Below are 16,547 nucleotides of genomic sequence, written 5' to 3' on the forward strand. Positions count from 1 at the left end.
CATTGTTCTTTGAGGCGTTTTTTAAATAAAGTGAAAATCCTAGTTATTCCCCAAGTACCTTCTCAATCTCACCCTCTAAATCCACAGGCTTCGTTTGCGGTGCAAAACGTCCTATTACTTTTCCGTCTTTTCCAATTAGAAATTTTGTAAAGTTCCATTTTACTGATTTCATACCGAGTAAACCTGGTGCTTGTTCTGTCATGTATGTATACAAAGGATGAGCCTTATCACCTTTTACATCAATCTTTGCAAACATAGGGAAGTTTACACCGTAGTTTAATTCACAAAAGCTTGTAATGTCTGCTTCTGTTCCTGGTTCTTGTCCTCCGAATTGGTTACAAGGGAAACCGAGTATTTCTAATCCTCGGTCTTTATATTTATCATATACTTCTTGTAATCCTTTATATTGCGGTGTAAACCCGCATTTACTAGCCACATTTACAATAAGAAGCGCTTTTCCCTCGTAATCTTTTAACGATTTATCTTCTCCTGTTATCGTATTAGCAGAAAAATCATAAACTGTCATTGCTCCTACCCCTCTCTACACTATCATTCTATGTTTATACTATACTACATTCGTAAATATACAGCTCTTATTACGTACTTACACGCTAAAATGACAGCGCTTTATTTCTGTTCGAAAATTCGACACAAACTACTAGACTTTTATGATGGAAAGTTTTACAATTGAAATGTGAACAAAATGTGACAGTTTATATTCTATTATTATAGAAAAGGATGGTGTTCATTATGAAAACTGCACAACATGAAACGATTTCAAATCGCGAGTTTTATTTCGTACTATATATGATGTTATTGTATGTTATTGGCTGGGTAATCGATGTAAATGGTTTATTCTTAAGCTCCTACTTTAATTTAGCAGGAGAGATTATGCTTCCATTAGTTGGCGGCATTGTTGGACTGTTCGTTATGTCTATCAATAAAGAACAAACGAATTAACAACATTACAAAAAGGCAGAAGACGAAGCTTTCGTTTTCTGCCTTTTTGTATTTTTAGCGTATAATAGTTATATATCGTATATAAGGAGTGGTAAAGATGAAAAAAGTAGAGCAATTATCTTCTCACCTATATCTTATTGATGATTTTGATTTACAACATAATGAACGAACAGGTACGTACGTTTTATTAGGTGACGATATTACTTTAATTGAAACTTGTGCAGCCCCTTCTCTTCCCTATATTTTAGACGGCTTACAACAATTACATATTGATTTAAATGATGTTAAAAACATTATCGTTACACATGTTCATTTAGATCACGCCGGCGCAGCTGGGCTAATGATGGAAAAGTGTCCAAACGCTACTTTATATGTACATTCGCGCGGGGCTCGTCATATGATTGATCCAACAAAACTTATTTTAGGTGCAAAAGCTGTGTACAAAGAAGATTTCGATAAACTTTTTGACCCAATTCTTCCAATTGAAGAAGAACGTGTTCATATTGTACAACATGGTGATACGTTAAAAATTGCAGAAGACCGCATCCTTACATTTTATGATACACCGGGACATGCGAAGCACCATATTAGCATTCACGATTCATTAACAAACGGCATTTTTACTGGCGATACAATTGGAATTTATTATAGAGAACTTGCAGACCTTGGTGTAGAACTGTATCTACCATCAACGTCCCCTTCACAATTCCAACCAGATGCGATGATTGCTTCTAAAAATCATATTCAAAGTATGAATGTAGATACTATTTATTTCGGCCATTACGGCGCATCGTCCAATGTTACAGAAGTATATAACCAACTAGAACATTGGTTACCTATTTTCGTTCATACTGGTAAAGAGGTCTTTGAAAAATATAATGATTTCGATGAGGCTACTAAAGCATTACAAACATTATTGATGGATAAAATCTCTTCTCATCTTACAAAATTAAACGTCCCATCAGATCATTCCGTTTATAACATTTTACATCTAGATATAGAAATTAGCGCGATGGGCATTATTGATTATTTCACTAAGCTAGAAAAAACAAATTCCACTATTAATTAGCAGTAAAAAAAGAGATATACAACAGTCGTTATTGTATATCTCTTTTTTCTTTGAATATATTTTTAGTAAAGGATGGTGGAATATAGTGCAAAAAGTGATGCTATACCTCTGCTTCACATTATTTATCGTCTTATTATTATTTGTCGGAGTGAAAATTCAATTTTATTTAGATACAGATGCGCAGGTGAACTTTAACGTATATCCAAGATTATTCTACTTTACACTCTTCCCTCTTATCGTTGGCATTTTATTACGATTCCTTCAATCCATTAATCGCGAAACGAGTAAACAAATCTGGAACTTTCAACCGGATAAGTTTATCGCTATTACGTTGCCTACGCTATTCATTTCCTTTTCTCCAGCTCTACTCTTTTCACCAGTTGGTTCGTACTTACCTTATTTAGCTAATATTATTCTTATAAATACAACTTTTGTTACGATTATTAGTTTAATAGCTGGTTACTCACTATTAGATTGTTTTATACAAAAGGACAATGCAACTATTAAAAAATATAATTGATGACCAATACTTAAATGTCATTGGTTTCAGCGGTTTATTTATAAATGCAATATTACTTGTAAAAGTCGCTATACACGATAAAAGGAAATTTATGTTAAACTAAAGTAAATCTTGCACTAAGTCAAAAGACATTTCAATCAAGGGAGAATTATTATGTATAGATTTTTTGGATTCTCGTGTCTAATGTTTCTCGCAAGCATATGTTCTTTCTTTATTCTAAGAGGGCCTAATGCAAATTTAACTTTAGTTATTTCGATACTAGGTATTCTCTCATTACTCGGAATTATTTTTGCGATAGCGTCAAAGAATTGGTTATTCGCAATAGTTGGTACAGTATTAAATGGAATAATACTAGTAGTTGCATATTTCCTATTGCTAGCAAAAGGAATAGGTGGTTAATATGTTTCCGTTTCAATACAGAAAGCTCACAGCTATAGCTATGAGCTTTTTTACTTATCTCACCTTTTCATCTACATACTCCATAAACTGCTCCGCTTTAATAAATCTTTCTTTGTACGCCTCAGGTACTTCTTCTATTTTCATTCCACCAGTTGATTTTGTCTGCACTCGTACTATTTCATGTGTCATTAAAGCTTCCATATAGCGATCAAACTCTTCTTGTGTTAATATTTCTTTACTAGATTTATGACCATTTAATTTATCAAAGTATGGTTGAAGGCCCATACTTACCTTTTTCATTTCTTCTCTTTTTTCTGATGATAATTGATCATAATCAATATTACCGTTCGAATCTCCGTACTCAAGCTTTGCATTTGTTAATTTTTTTAATTCTTTTGTAAACTCTTCATATTCTTTCGCTCCCATTTCATCTTTCGCTTCTGATAATTTTGCACTAAAACGCATATACGCTTCTAATGTCATCGCTCCGGCATGTTTTTTTAAATTCTCAAAAGATCCGTATATACCATCCGCCATAATAGATTGATACGCAAAACCAGTCGTCGGGATTAAAAGAGCTGCTGCAAGTACTCCTGCGATAAGGCGTTTCTTCCTCTTACTTCCACCACGATTCATTTTTATTTGAACGATTACTTTTTCTTTCAACTCCGGCGGGGCAACAATCCTCTTGGCTTCTTCTTGTATAGATTCTCGAACTCTACAATCTAAACTCATTTCACATTCCCTACCTCTCCTAAAAAGATTTCCTCTATTTGCTCTTTTTGACGTAGTTTTTTTAATGCTGCGTGAATTCTAGATTTCACAGTACCAATTGGAATATGTAATATTTGTGCTACTTCTTCTTGAGAGTAATCGTGTAAGTATCTTAAAATAATAACTTGTTTCAATTTATACGGTAATTTATGAATAAGTTCGATTAGTTTTTGGTTTGATATTTTACTTATAAGATCATTAGAAAAATCAATTTGTACTGGTTTTCTTTGCTCTTCTGCTTTTTTTACAATTCGTAGTCGCATCCACCTCTTTCTTCTATAAGAGTGAATTTGTTTAATCGCAAGTCCAATTAGCCAAGGACGAAATGGCTTCTCGCTATCATACTTACGAAGCGATTCATATAGCTGTATGTATATTTCTTGAACGACATCATCTACATCCGTTTTATCTTCAATCAAAAAATGTGCTGTTTTATAAACTTCTTGAATCGTCACATCATACAACTCACTATACGCTTCTTTATTTCCTGATAAAGTTAATTGGATTAAATCTGTATACGTTGTTTCACCCTTCATATACCATCCCTCCTTTGTCTTACACTTTATATTGGCAAGTAATTCATAATTCGTTCGATTTTTTTAAAATTTTTATATAAATTAATATGATGATTCAATAAGTTCATAAGCTTCACTTATAACCTTGCATAACTATTATATAATTTTCCAATTTCTAATGACGCTTTAAAATGATTTATATAGTTAAATTTAGGAGGATACATGATGAAAGCTATCGTTGTAACGTCGTTCGGTAGTCCTGAAGTGATGCAATATACAGATGTGGATATGCCGGTTATTTCAGAAAATCAAGTTTTAATTCGTGTTGTTGCTACGAGTGTTAATTTCGCCGATGTTAAATCACGATATGGCAAAAAAGGAAATAAAGCATTTCCCTTTATTCCAGGGATAGATGCCGCTGGTATTGTAGAACGTGTCGGTTCTCATGTGAAAAAGATTTATCCTGGACAGCGTGTCATTGCATTTCCTCAAAATGGCTCTTACGCAGAATACGTTGTCGCAAACGAAAACCTTACTTTTGCTTTACCTGATGAAGTCGATTTTCAAACTGCAGCATCATGCCCTATCGTATCTTTCACAAGCTATAATTTACTCGCAAATGTAGCAAGGCTTCAACAAGGTGAATCTGTACTCATTCATGCGGCTGCTGGCGGAATTGGTACTACAGCTATTCAACTTGCAAAACTATTAGGGGCTGGAACAGTTATAGGTACTGTCGGAAGTGAAGCAAAAAAAGAAATTGCTTTAGATGCTGGAGCTGATTATGTTATTTATCATCAAGATGAAGATTTTGTAGAGAAAGTCAATGAGCTGACAAATGGAGAAGGCGTAAATATCATTTTAGACTCTATTTCTGGAACTGTTTCGGAAAGAAGTTTAAAATGTCTTGCTTATTACGGTCGCCTCGTTCATTTCGGTAATGCTAGTGGTGAAATTGGCAATTTCCAAACGAAAGATTTACACGCAAGTTGCCGCTCTATACTCGGTTTTAGCTTTGGAACTACACGAAAAAAACGTCCTGAACTACTCCAAGAAACTGCAAATGAAGTATTCCGTTATTTGCGTGACGGACGTTTGCAAATCAAGGCTACAAAATCTTTTCCACTCCAAGATGCAGGGAAAGCACATGAATGGGTCGAAAGTAGAAAAAGTACAGGGAAAGTAATACTAACTGCTCAGTCCTCTTCCTGAAATGAATACTTGAAACCGAGGTGTCATTCATGGGATCACGAATTATGCATGTTATTATCGCTAATGGTATTGCCGAAAAACTATGTATTCAAGATAAAACATCTTTCATACTTGGAGGGGTAGCCCCTGATGCGGTTCATTCAGCAGAAGAAAAAGGAACTTCACACTTTTACGCTGGTACGACGAAAAACTATACGAGAAGGATAGATTTCAATTCTTTTTTTCAAAAATATAAAATTCATATGGATTCCCCTTTTCTCTTAGGTTATTACACCCATCTCATTGCCGATGATAATTGGCTAAGCGGCTTTTTTCTACCTTGGCTAAAAAATAGGATAGAGACCGACGAAACAATCGCACCTATGTACTATAACGATTTTAAATTGTTAAATGCAAAGTTACTTCATCATTACGATAAAGAACAACATCTTTTCTCTCTTTTTAATCAAGAAGCTCACATTGTAGATATTGAAGAGGTTTCTAAAGAAAACGTTTTAGCTTTTCGAAAGTATCTTTTTGAAGATATGTTGTATCCCGAGCAACATCTGCATGAAGAATTACAGGTGTTTACGTTTAATCAAATTGCCGGTTATATTGAGACAGCTATTGAAAAAGGCGTATTTTTTATTAATCAACTCTCTAATGAAAAATCCCCCTCAAACATGTAATCCCTTTCAATATGTTTGAGGGGGATTTTCACAAAGCAATATTATTATTGGTTCTTTTCCATAACCGCGAAATAATTCCCTTCACTATCAGCAAAATTAAATACTTTACCAGAGGGCATAGTTACCATTTCGCCAACAGTAACATTTTTATTTGTTAAATCTATATATAATTGATCAAGACTTTCTGTGAAAAACATTAAAGACGGTGTACCAAGATTCAATTCTGGGCTCATTTTCGAAATCACTTCTTTATTATGTAGTATGATACTCGTTTCTGCATCTTTAGTTGGAGCAATTTCAATCCATCTCATTCCTTGTTTGTTATCTTCCTTTGCAACTACATGAAACCCTACCTTTTCAGTCCAAAAATTTACTGCCTCATCTTGATTATTTACATACAGCATAATTTGTCCAACTTTATGGATCATTTGTATTCCTCCTATTGTTATTTTACATTCTATGTAGCTTTCTACAGCTGCTTTCGTTATTCCTTTTAAGTTGGTATGTACTTCTTTGCAAAATTTATCGACTGACTCATCCCATCCAGTTCGTCAAAATAATCATTTCTTTCAATCATGTTATATCCGTCGAATCCAATTTCATCTAATACTTTGAAGAATATATCGAAATCCACTTCACCATTTCCTACTGCTACTTCTATATACTTACTTGAACGATCGCTTTTCACTTCTTTACAATCTTTAATATGAGTTTGTACTATATAATCTTTTAATAGTAATAAACTTTCTTCCGGATTTTCATTTACATCACTTATTAAATTTGCTGGGTCAAAGTTAACAGCTAGTCCTTTCGAGTTTGCAGTTTCTAAAAATTGTTTTAATACTATTGTTTTTTCAGATCCCGTCTCAATAGCAAAGACTCCCCCAAATTTGAATGCTAATTCCCCTATCTCATAACAAACCCGTACCATTTTATCATAGTACTCACTTTTTTCATCATCTGGAACTTTCCCAATATGAGCTGTTATTATCTTTGCTCCCAGCTCCAAGCCTCTGTCAGTAATATATTTAATCTGATCTATTGCACTGCCAGCTTCTGTTCCTATAATTCCATTTTCTCCAAAACTAATTGCTAATGATGGAATCTTTATTCCATTAAAAGATAAGCTTTTCTTTAAAGCAGTCCATTCTACCATTGAAATATTAGCTAAGTTGAAGTTTTTATTCATAGCATATAATTGAATATATTCTAAATCCCATTCCCTTGCTTTTTGTATTCCTTCGTTTACTTCAATATATTTCGTATTCAAAAACATTCCTAATTTCCTATCCATATATGTACCTTCTTTTTATTATTTCGCATCAATTTAATATTCGACTTTTTTTATATTACTTCCTTGTACATATGTTGATTTAAAAAATGATGATAGATACATTTTAATAACCATTAATAAACCTCCTTGTATTATTCAATTGCAAATAAAAAAGACGTAACTACAAATAGTTACGCCTTCCCCAATTCTTTATCTAGGCTTTTTCTTCCCAGTAAATGCTGGTTTCTTTTTCTTTGGTGCTTTCGGTTTCGTTTCTACAAATGATCCGTTAAACATTTCTTGCTTCGTAAACACGATACCTAGTTTTTTTGCAAATTGAAGTAATTTACGCTCTTCTTGTTGTGTTACAAGAGAAACGACTGTTCCTTCTTTCCCCATACGTCCAGTACGTCCTGAGCGGTGAATATATTGGTCTACAGTGTCTGGTAACTCTAAATGAATTACATGTGTTAAATCATCGATATCGATACCGCGTGCTGCAATATCAGTAGCAAGTAGAATTTCTAATTTCCCGCCGCGGAATGCACGCATCGTTGCTTCACGTTCTTGCTTACTTGCCTCTGCATGAAGAGCTGCTGCTTTCATTTTACGGAATTTCAATTTCTGCGTAATTTCATCTAAACGGAATGGGTCGTTTAAGAAAGCAACTGCTTTTACATCACCCATATGCATAATTCTTCTTACATAATCATTCTTTTCGCGTCGCTCACAAATGATATATGTGTGCTCAACTAAGCTTTTTGACTCTGCACGTGTTACACGTGTTAATTGTGGTTCAACTGCTAAATCACGTGCTGCGTCTTCTGCAGCTTTTGTCATTGTCGCCGAGAAGAATACTAATTGACGATCGCGCATCGTTGATTTAATTACATCTTGCACAGCACCCATCATTTTTTGTTTTACAATTTGATCAAACTCATCAAATACAATTGTTTTCACTTCATGCATTTTTAGCTTTTTCATACGAATTAATTCTAAAATACGGCCTGGTGAACCGACAATTACTCTCGGGTGTTTCTTTAATTTTTCAACTTGGCGCTTAATATCTGCACCACCAATTAAAGATGCACCTGAAATTTCAGTTCCTGCTGTAAACTTTTGAACCTCTTCGTGAATTTGCATTACAAGCTCACGTGTTGGCGCTAAAACAACAACTTGTGGTTGTTTTATTTCAGGATTAATTTTATGTAAAAGGGGTAATAAGTACGCTAATGTTTTTCCTGTTCCAGTTGGAGATTCAGCTATAACGTCTTGTCCTTCTAAAATAGTTGGAATCGCTTGTTTTTGAATTTCAGTTAATTCTTTAAAACCAGCCTTCTCCCAAGCTTGTTGTAAAAATGGTTGCATATCTTTTATCATTTGTTTTTCTCCTTTATCTCTATTTTTGAAGAAAATGTTGTATTGTTCGCACCGTTTCTATCATGTGTGAAATAACAGCTATTAAATCATCAACATGGTCTTCTGTAATCGCTTTTTGAAATAGAACCTCTACCTTATTATGATATGAAATCGCTTGCTTATTATATTCGTATGAAAGTTTTTGCGTAATCATTCTTTCTTTTCCCCATATAGAATGCATGAAAGTTTCAATTTCACTACACACTACTCCTGGTTTTTCAATCGGGAATGAAAATGCTAACTTCATTTCACATCCTGGTGTAAATTGTGGTACTTCTAATATTTCACCAGACAAGTTCTTTGCATCTACAGATAGTGAAAATGTTGCTTCTACTAACGGTTCGAATAGTTCGGTTAACTGAAATGAAATATGATATATACGACTTAATGAAGCAAGATCCATCATATCTTTTCGATTTGTTACAAGAATATCTCCATGTAAATCAAAATCATAAACAGCACCTTCTACGATTACTTTTAAATTATCAAAAGCAGTTGGATCAAACATAATTTCCTCCAAAAAACAGGCGCCTTTCGATGGAAAGGCGCCACTTGATGTATATATAGTTTACAGATAAACGAGATGAATTACAACCTTTTAGAATAAACCTACTGCTTTTCCATCTTCATTTACATCCATTTGTAGTGCTGCTGGCTGTTTTGGAAGGCCTGGCATTGTTAACATTGTTCCTGTTAACGCAACGATAAATCCTGCACCAATAGATGGTTTCAGCTCACGAATTGTAACAATAAAGTCAGATGGACGTCCTAATTTCGTTGCATCATCAGAAAGAGAATATTGTGTTTTCGCCATACAAATTGGTAGGTTACTCCAGCCTTCTCCTTCATATTGAGCTAATTGCTTACGTGCTTTCGGAGCAAATTCAATATCTTTTGCACCGTAAACTTTTTGAGCAATCGTACGAATTTTTTCTTCTAATGGTAATTCTAATTCATAAAGTGGTGCGTAGTTGTTCTCACCTTTTTCGATTTCTTTTAACACTTTTTCAGCAAGGTCAACTCCGCCTTGGCCACCTTTCTCCCAAACCTCTGTTAAGGATACCGCATAGCCACGCTCATTACACCACTCTTGTAAGTATGCAACTTCTGCATCTGTATCTGTAATGAATTTATTAATTGCAATTACGAAAGGCACACCGAAGCTTTGAATTGTTTCAACATGCTTCTGTAAGTTTTCCATACCTTTTGCTAATGCGTCTACATTTTCTTCTTTTAATTGATCTTTCGCTACGCCGCCATGCATTTTAAGCGCACGAATAGTAGCAACAATAACAACTGCTTCTGGTTTAATACCAGCTGCACGAGCTTTAATATCTAAAAACTTCTCAGCGCCTAAATCAGCACCGAATCCAGCTTCTGTAATAACATAATCACCTAATTTTGCTGCCATTGTTGTAGCGATAACACTGTTACAACCGTGAGCGATATTCGCAAATGGTCCGCCGTGAATAATAGCTGGTGTATTTTCTAACGTTTGTACTAAGTTTGGTTTTAATGCATCTTTTAATAATAATGTTAACGCACCTTCTACACCTAAATCTTTTACCGTTACAGGTTGATTTGCAAAGTTATAAGCAACTACGATGCGAGATAGACGCGCTTTTAAATCTTGAATATCTGTTGCAAGGCAGAATACGGCCATAATTTCAGATGCTACTGTAATATCAAAACCATCTTCACGTGGTACACCTTGAACCGGTCCACCAAGACCAATTACTACATTACGAAGGGCACGATCATTTAAGTCAACACAGCGTTTCCAAACGATTTTACGTGTATCAATCCCCAGTGTGTTTCCTTGTTGGATATGATTATCAATAAACGCCGCTAACGCGTTATTGGCAGTTGTGATCGCATGGATATCTCCAGTAAAGTGAAGGTTAATGTCTTCCATTGGTACAACCTGTGAAAAACCACCACCTGCTGCTCCGCCTTTTAATCCCATCGTTGGTCCAAGAGATGGTTCGCGAAGTGCAATTACTGTTTTCTTACCAATTTTGTTAAAAGCTTGACCTAAACCAACTGTTACTGTTGATTTACCTTCTCCAGCTGGAGTTGGGTTAATCGCTGTTACTAAAACAACTTTACCGTCTTTTTCATCTTGTAAGCGCTTAAAAATATCAAGAGATAACTTACCTTTATAATGCCCGTATGGCTCTAATTCATCTTCTAAAATATTTAAATCAGCTGCAATTTCTTGAATCTTCTTCATACTCGCTTCTTGTGCGATTTCAATATCGGATTTAACTGTTGTAGTAGTTGTCATATACCCTAGTCCCCCTTTAATTGGTTCTGATGATATTGTATCAGTTTTTTGTATTTTCTGCACTTATTTACCTCCTAAAAATTCTTTCATTTCTTTATACGCTTTTTAACATAAATACCCATAAGAATGTTAACGATTGTTGTAACTCTGTAGGTAGTTGACCTAACATCTTCTCATTTACTCCGCGCTTATATACACCGATGCCATCTACAACTTCAAAACCTTGTTCTTTCGCTAACTGTTCAAATTCCCAAGGCATCATCGTATTACAAACAATGTCTTTGCCGTATAAACGAGGATAACTGTTCTCTCGTGGTTTCGCGGTCGGTCCTAAAATTGCAATACATGCATATCCATCTCTTTTTAAAACACGCTTTATCTCATTTAATGCTCGTAATGGCTCCTCTGTCCATTCTAAAGAATTAATTGCCATAATTGCTTCGAATTGTTCATTTTCAAATGGTAAGGAAGAGAGATCTCCTTTTATAAAAGGTAAATCCGGTCCTTCTCCGCGCTCCTTCCCTTTTTGAATCATCACTTCTGATAAATCTACTCCAACTGCTTTATAGTCCGCGCGACTTAATTTATATGTACCGTATCCATCACCACAACCAACATCGAGTACTTGAGCTTCTTTCTTCACGTACTGTTCAAAAAATGGAATAATTGTACTCCTACTCCCGCTGTCCCACATCTCCTGACTATTTTGATTCCAAAATTCTGCACTACTATCCCATTTTTTCTCTGCTGATTCATGCCAATTAAATTTCGTCATACATTCCCCTACCTTCACGTTTTATCACTCATTATCATTCTACATCATTTTCCAAAATTCCTGTTTATCTTCATTAGGAGATGTACATGCGAACAATGGAATCTTTATTCTCCAATTTTTGCTTTACTTGGGTTTAACTCATACTCATGTTCTTCTCTTTATGAAAGATACTATAGGTACACCCAATTGAAAGAGAGGGATGTACATGCGAAGAAAGAGAAATCATCATTTTAAAAGTGGTGAAAAAAACGAAGAGTATGCAGCTGAAATATCACCAGCTGGCATTCCAATTAGACATAAGCGTAAAGAAATTGCAAATGAAATAGAAGGTACAAATACCAGTGCAATGATAGGCTATGTCGCTTTATTTCTTTCGCTTTTCTCAATTGCATTTTATCCGGTTACACTCGGCTCTCTTGCGATTTTAGTCGGCTTATTAGCTGTCAATTTCGGAGCAAGAACACTTGGATATACAGCAATTGGTTTTGGTAGTTTTTCTGTTTTATTCACTTTATTTTATCCGCTTGCTTTGTCAGCGTTTTAAAAAAACACACCAAGTTATACTTGGTGTGTTCATTCGTGATACAACATAATATGACCGCATCCACAACAATGTTTCGCTGTAATTTCTTGAAACACTGGATAATTTTCTTCATCCCTATGCTCAATAAACACCTTTTCAAATCGATACATATTTGGTGCATACGCCCAATCTTGTTTTGTACGTGCATATAATGTAGAAGAGAAAAACTCCTCACCACCGCAAACAATACATTCCTTCTTCATCATTACCCCTCCTATGCTTGTCTTACTTCATCTATATGAACATAAGCATAAGAAAAAGACCTTCTATTACTAGAAAGTCTTCTCTGAAACAAAAAGAAATGTACCAAACATTCCTACTCCACTATATTCTTTCGTAACACCAGCTTCTGTCTTAAATGTTTGCTTTACAGTCATAAAGAATACACCATTTCGTGCATCTGTACTTTCAAATTTTAGTTTTTCTTTTTTACCATCTACATTTTGTGTGCATTCAAAACTACTCTCGTCACATTTCAATGCATACTTATCTTCTAGATACAATTTAAAATCTGATTCTTTCGGACAAGTTATAAGTAAAATCGCCACAAGAATAATACTTATAATCCCCACAATTGTATAATACTTCTTCATTTGTACTCCTTTCAAAAGACAAGAAAACTTGACTACATGCGCCAAGTTTTCTTAGTCCACAACCCATTGCCACTCTTGCTCTTTCTTATCAAAAATGAGCCACCCTGTCTCTGTTGCTTCTTCTTTTAATTCATCGATATTATCTAGCACTTCATCCGTACTTTCATACGAACCCACTACATATACCGGAATTTCAAGACCCCTTCTTGACTCAATTTTCCCTGCTAGATCAATATAAAGACCATCTTCCATTAGTGGAATAAGTCCCATAATCACTTCTTTTGAAATCGCTGGGAAAATTTTCGATTTTTGGAAGAAAGTAAAACGTTTCTTCCCGAAAGCACCGAGTTTATAAGGAATGACTTTACTTAACATCCCTACAAAGTCAGCGATTCTACGATAATACACTTTGTTGTACCATCCATCATCATGTGAAAAATAAACAAATCTATTTTTCAATAACGGAAAGAATGTTCTTGCAAGTGGTTCTTTTTTGTGAGCCAAATATAAAAGCTCTGCAATTTCTTTTGGCTCTAATTCATCTAAATCGCTTGCATCATCAAAATCTACCCAACAAAATTCATCAAATTCATCAATCTCTGCTTGAATTAACTTATGTATATTTTCTTCCTCAACATATTCAAATAAAGTATGATAATGAAAATCTGTCCATTCAAAGTTATGCTTCAAAAGCAACACTTGATGGAGCGGTGAAGGGATGTTACTTGCAAACTCTTTAAACGTAATTCCTGATGTAATAAAACAATGACCTCGACGATTACCATTAATATATATCATATTCTTTACTTGGTCAGATCCTCCAGACAAAGCACCTAGCCACCTTCGTTTTATATGTTTCAATTCTATAGCATATTTTAACATGAAAAATTTTAGAAACATAGAAAAAACTTCAAAAACTATTTACAATTTCATGTGTTTTATTACATAGTGATTACAAGAAAAAACACCTGCTCGTGAGCAGGCGTTTTTAAAGGATTTCATCTGGGTTTTGAGGATGATGATTTCCCTCTTTCTTTTCATCTTTTTGGAACATCGATTGAATTTTATCAATTGTTTGTGGAGCTAATTCAATCATTTTTTCTGCTAAATGTGTCGCATTTTGTAAATGAAGAATATTTACTCCATCTTTATTCACCACAAGAAATGCTACTGGTGTAATAGAAACACCACCCGCACTACCGCCACCAAATGCAGGGTTACCGTTTGCTCTTTGCCCATCATTCGTTTGGAAATCAGAACCTCCTGCTCCAAAACCGAACGCTACTTTAGAAACCGTTAACACTACACCACCGTCAGCCGTTTGAACAGGCTCTCCAACAATCGTATTTACATCGACCATTTCTTTCAAATTTTCCATTGCCGCTTTCATTAATCCTTGAATTGGATGATCCACCGTTCATAACCTCCTTTGTCATATCTTTCCTAGTTTTTCCGAAAGTTTGTGAACTAAACATAAAATTTTATATTGCTTTCAAAAAACTTAAGTTGTAAAATTCAGAAAAATAAAAAAGAGTCCAATTTATGATGATACGAAAATTAAGAAAGATCATGAACAAGTATTTACTTACCTAAAAGAAGAAGCAGCCCATAACTGATTTATTATTGGGGAAATAGAATCTTTCGGTTATGAAACAAACTTCAAGATCTGTGGGGCGTATTTAAATAGAATGGAACATTGAAATCAATTTTACTCCACTTCCATGATTCATTTATACCGTATAGTAAAGAAGAATTTGTTACCTCTGATTATGAGGCACTTCTTTCCGCATATAAGCCGATTAAACCCTCTGGCAATTCAACTCTATTGTAGAAAGATTTGAAACCGCTCCAAGTATACAACTAGGCGCCAAAAATGAAATGTATTTTTGTGAATGTCTGGATGACAACAACTTACCTAACACACCATTTCATGAAACAATTAAACTTGTCTCACTAGATGATGTAGAGCAAATTATGCAATTGCGGAGTAACATCATTAAATTTCCTACAAGATTAAACTGATGAGGAGCACACACTATTAGGGGATTGTCAGTTTTTTGGCTAATTCAGTAACAAACGAGAACACTAAAACCTACGCTAGGATAGGAATACATATAAAGTTGCATATAATTATATAAAAAGAAAAAGGCAGATTCCTTTTGAGGGTAGGATTTCCCCTTGTCCCTGCTATCAATAATAGGACGTTATGTTAACCGGCCATGTATAAGCGTAAGCAAAATGCAAATTTACAATACTAAGGAAATGTCACTTAGTAAAAAAGCCAATTTCCATCTCAGAAAATCGACTTTTTTAATTATTTTTAAGGTCTTTTTTTTTACTATATGTATTAAGATTTATATTTTTTAACTGTACAAGGAATAGTTACAATGTATAAATCTATAGCATAGATTGTAACCCAAATACCTTTACCTTCAGCCGCTAGCTTTTCATTTAATTGTGATAAATGCTCTGAAACTTTTCTTTTACCCCATTTTCTAGGAAACCATTGAAAAACCTTAGGAACATTATGTTTTTTGTTATACCATACATTCAATCTCCAAAAAATGAAGAAAAACGAGACAATCACTACAATACAAAATATATCAAAATATGAAATCCCTAAAATCATGTAATATATTCTCCATTTCCATTAAAGTTCAGATAATTTTTTTCTTAATTCTAATTCATCCTCTGTCTCAAAACCTTTAAATAATAAATGAACAATCTGGTTATGATTAAAAAATACATTTATACCTGTAATGAAAGCAAAAACTATCCCTCCTTGATGTATACAACAATTTAACCTTTCTCTACACTAAACTTTATTCCCAAACCAATACCAAGGCCAACACTTAATTCATTTTTCAATAGAAATTTAGCCTCTCCATCTATGTCTCCATCAAATTAAGCTTTAACTTCACCTCTTAGTCCTTGTTCATGAATCGTAAAATCTCCTACTTTAAAACCGGCATCTATTAGTCTATTATCTATCTTTAATTCCTCCTTTCATCAAAATATCCCACTATTATACTATAACAGGCCATAACTCAATAAACGATATCTCCTTCTCGTATAAATATTAACCAAGGTAACCTACTTAGTTCACTAGATAGCATTAAACCAAAGAGCTCTACCTCACAAGTTCTAACTGGATAGTTATTGACTCACAAGCTTGTAAACACTATAATTTCCCTAAACAAATATCTAAAATAGCGGTCACTCATTGATAACACCTCATCAGGCTTAACCTCCGCCTCCACTTCTGCTGAAAATTCATTATCCGCCATAGTCGTTGGCGTATGTACACACCCAAATTATCGGGGAAGCGGATATGCTTCGCTCATATTATAGAAAATGATTCAAGACTTTACGAATGAAAGCCGTACGCTTTACTTATTTTATAACAACCCAGCTGCTGGACGAATTTATAAACGATTAGGATTTAAAGATATTAGAATATGGACGATGTATCGATAATAAAAAGCTTTGTTCGCTTAATT

General features: G+C 34.4%; 21 protein-coding genes and 3 pseudogenes. 9 read left to right on the forward strand and 15 right to left on the reverse strand.

What is annotated here, in order from left to right:
• Positions 1-43: 43 nt before the first annotated feature.
• Entirely contained in the window at positions 44-526 is a 483-nt protein-coding gene (gene bsaA, locus ACYVEC_RS18225) for a glutathione peroxidase (RefSeq protein ID WP_063222714.1), read from the reverse strand.
• Positions 527-750: 224 nt separating this feature from the next.
• On the opposite strand from bsaA, the gene ACYVEC_RS18230 reads away from it, so the two are divergent.
• From ACYVEC_RS18230 to ACYVEC_RS18245, 4 genes are all read left to right on the forward strand, one after another.
• Positions 751-960: a DUF3925 family protein gene (locus ACYVEC_RS18230; RefSeq protein WP_063222715.1), complete on the forward strand. Its 210-nt coding sequence runs from the start codon at positions 751-753 to the stop codon at positions 958-960.
• Positions 961-1,057: 97 nt separating this feature from the next.
• Positions 1,058-2,029: an MBL fold metallo-hydrolase gene (locus ACYVEC_RS18235; RefSeq protein ID WP_098555918.1), complete on the forward strand. Its 972-nt coding sequence runs from the start codon at positions 1,058-1,060 to the stop codon at positions 2,027-2,029.
• A gap of 85 nt (positions 2,030-2,114) precedes the next feature.
• A complete protein-coding gene (locus ACYVEC_RS18240; protein WP_098555917.1) occupies positions 2,115-2,549 on the forward strand; it encodes a hypothetical protein in 435 nt (144 codons plus the stop codon).
• Between the two features lie 153 nt (positions 2,550-2,702).
• Positions 2,703-2,948 carry a hypothetical protein gene (locus ACYVEC_RS18245; RefSeq protein ID WP_063222718.1) on the forward strand — a complete coding sequence of 82 codons (246 nt, stop codon included), beginning with the start codon at positions 2,703-2,705 and terminating at the stop codon, positions 2,946-2,948.
• Between the two features lie 54 nt (positions 2,949-3,002).
• On the opposite strand, the gene ACYVEC_RS18250 is transcribed toward ACYVEC_RS18245, so the two are convergent.
• Positions 3,003-3,683 (reverse strand): DUF3600 domain-containing protein, encoded by a 681-nt coding sequence (locus tag ACYVEC_RS18250; protein ID WP_098555915.1) that lies wholly within the window; start codon positions 3,681-3,683, stop codon positions 3,003-3,005.
• Complete coding sequence (locus ACYVEC_RS18255) at positions 3,680-4,258, reverse strand: sigma-70 family RNA polymerase sigma factor (protein ID WP_063222720.1); 579 nt, start codon at positions 4,256-4,258, stop codon at positions 3,680-3,682. Before ACYVEC_RS18255 ends, ACYVEC_RS18250 begins: the two co-directional genes overlap by 4 nt.
• A 204-nt stretch (positions 4,259-4,462) precedes the next feature.
• Between ACYVEC_RS18255 and ACYVEC_RS18260 the strand changes: the two genes are divergently transcribed.
• Both ACYVEC_RS18260 and ACYVEC_RS18265 read left to right on the forward strand, forming a co-directional pair.
• On the forward strand, positions 4,463-5,449 hold the full coding sequence (locus ACYVEC_RS18260) for a quinone oxidoreductase family protein (RefSeq protein ID WP_063222721.1): 987 nt from the start codon (positions 4,463-4,465) through the stop codon (positions 5,447-5,449).
• 29 nt (positions 5,450-5,478) lie between these two features.
• Entirely contained in the window at positions 5,479-6,117 is a 639-nt protein-coding gene (locus ACYVEC_RS18265; RefSeq protein WP_063222722.1) for a hydrolase, read from the forward strand.
• Between the two features lie 44 nt (positions 6,118-6,161).
• Here ACYVEC_RS18265 and ACYVEC_RS18270 read toward each other — a convergent pair whose 3' ends face one another.
• From ACYVEC_RS18270 to ACYVEC_RS18295, 6 genes are all read right to left on the reverse strand, one after another.
• Positions 6,162-6,545, reverse strand: a complete 384-nt coding sequence (locus ACYVEC_RS18270; protein WP_063222723.1) for a VOC family protein — start codon at positions 6,543-6,545, stop codon at positions 6,162-6,164.
• Positions 6,546-6,610: 65 nt separating this feature from the next.
• Positions 6,611-7,411 carry a sugar phosphate isomerase/epimerase family protein gene (locus tag ACYVEC_RS18275; protein WP_063222724.1) on the reverse strand — a complete coding sequence of 267 codons (801 nt, stop codon included), beginning with the start codon at positions 7,409-7,411 and terminating at the stop codon, positions 6,611-6,613.
• A 189-nt stretch (positions 7,412-7,600) separates the two neighbouring features.
• On the reverse strand, positions 7,601-8,770 hold the full coding sequence (locus ACYVEC_RS18280; protein WP_063222725.1) for a DEAD/DEAH box helicase: 1,170 nt from the start codon (positions 8,768-8,770) through the stop codon (positions 7,601-7,603).
• Between the two features lie 19 nt (positions 8,771-8,789).
• A complete protein-coding gene (locus ACYVEC_RS18285) occupies positions 8,790-9,317 on the reverse strand; it encodes a hypothetical protein (RefSeq protein WP_063222726.1) in 528 nt (175 codons plus the stop codon).
• Between the two features lie 90 nt (positions 9,318-9,407).
• Positions 9,408-11,096: a formate--tetrahydrofolate ligase gene (locus ACYVEC_RS18290; RefSeq protein ID WP_033667355.1), complete on the reverse strand. Its 1,689-nt coding sequence runs from the start codon at positions 11,094-11,096 to the stop codon at positions 9,408-9,410.
• Between the two features lie 94 nt (positions 11,097-11,190).
• Entirely contained in the window at positions 11,191-11,889 is a 699-nt protein-coding gene (locus tag ACYVEC_RS18295) for a class I SAM-dependent methyltransferase (protein ID WP_460507642.1), read from the reverse strand.
• 187 nt (positions 11,890-12,076) lie between these two features.
• Between ACYVEC_RS18295 and ACYVEC_RS18300 the strand changes: the two genes are divergently transcribed.
• Positions 12,077-12,415: a hypothetical protein gene (locus ACYVEC_RS18300; protein ID WP_063222728.1), complete on the forward strand. Its 339-nt coding sequence runs from the start codon at positions 12,077-12,079 to the stop codon at positions 12,413-12,415.
• 29 nt (positions 12,416-12,444) lie between these two features.
• Here ACYVEC_RS18300 and ACYVEC_RS18305 read toward each other — a convergent pair whose 3' ends face one another.
• From ACYVEC_RS18305 to ytfJ, 4 genes are all read right to left on the reverse strand, one after another.
• Positions 12,445-12,657 (reverse strand): hypothetical protein, encoded by a 213-nt coding sequence (locus ACYVEC_RS18305; protein WP_000711202.1) that lies wholly within the window; start codon positions 12,655-12,657, stop codon positions 12,445-12,447.
• Positions 12,658-12,726: 69 nt separating this feature from the next.
• Positions 12,727-13,047 (reverse strand): hypothetical protein, encoded by a 321-nt coding sequence (locus ACYVEC_RS18310; RefSeq protein WP_060630607.1) that lies wholly within the window; start codon positions 13,045-13,047, stop codon positions 12,727-12,729.
• Between the two features lie 51 nt (positions 13,048-13,098).
• Positions 13,099-13,875, reverse strand: coding sequence for a hypothetical protein (locus tag ACYVEC_RS18315; RefSeq protein WP_060630606.1), 777 nt, complete (start codon positions 13,873-13,875; stop codon positions 13,099-13,101).
• 160 nt (positions 13,876-14,035) lie between these two features.
• Positions 14,036-14,461 carry a GerW family sporulation protein gene (gene ytfJ / locus ACYVEC_RS18320; protein ID WP_000349987.1) on the reverse strand — a complete coding sequence of 142 codons (426 nt, stop codon included), beginning with the start codon at positions 14,459-14,461 and terminating at the stop codon, positions 14,036-14,038.
• A gap of 205 nt (positions 14,462-14,666) precedes the next feature.
• Between ytfJ and ACYVEC_RS18325 the strand changes: the two are divergent.
• Positions 14,667-15,057, forward strand: a pseudogene (locus ACYVEC_RS18325) (GCN5 family acetyltransferase); the annotation flags it as partial.
• A 337-nt stretch (positions 15,058-15,394) separates the two neighbouring features.
• On the opposite strand, the gene ACYVEC_RS18330 reads toward ACYVEC_RS18325, so the two are convergent.
• Positions 15,395-15,676 (reverse strand): hypothetical protein, encoded by a 282-nt coding sequence (locus ACYVEC_RS18330; RefSeq protein ID WP_000600374.1) that lies wholly within the window; start codon positions 15,674-15,676, stop codon positions 15,395-15,397.
• A gap of 21 nt (positions 15,677-15,697) precedes the next feature.
• Positions 15,698-15,796, reverse strand: a pseudogene (locus tag ACYVEC_RS18335) (DUF4176 domain-containing protein); the annotation flags it as partial.
• A 494-nt stretch (positions 15,797-16,290) separates the two neighbouring features.
• Here ACYVEC_RS18335 and ACYVEC_RS18340 point away from each other — a divergent pair.
• A pseudogene (locus ACYVEC_RS18340) lies at positions 16,291-16,524 on the forward strand (GNAT family N-acetyltransferase); the annotation flags it as partial.
• Positions 16,525-16,547 lie beyond the last annotated feature (23 nt).

The organism is Bacillus sp. MN7755, assembly GCF_054771475.1.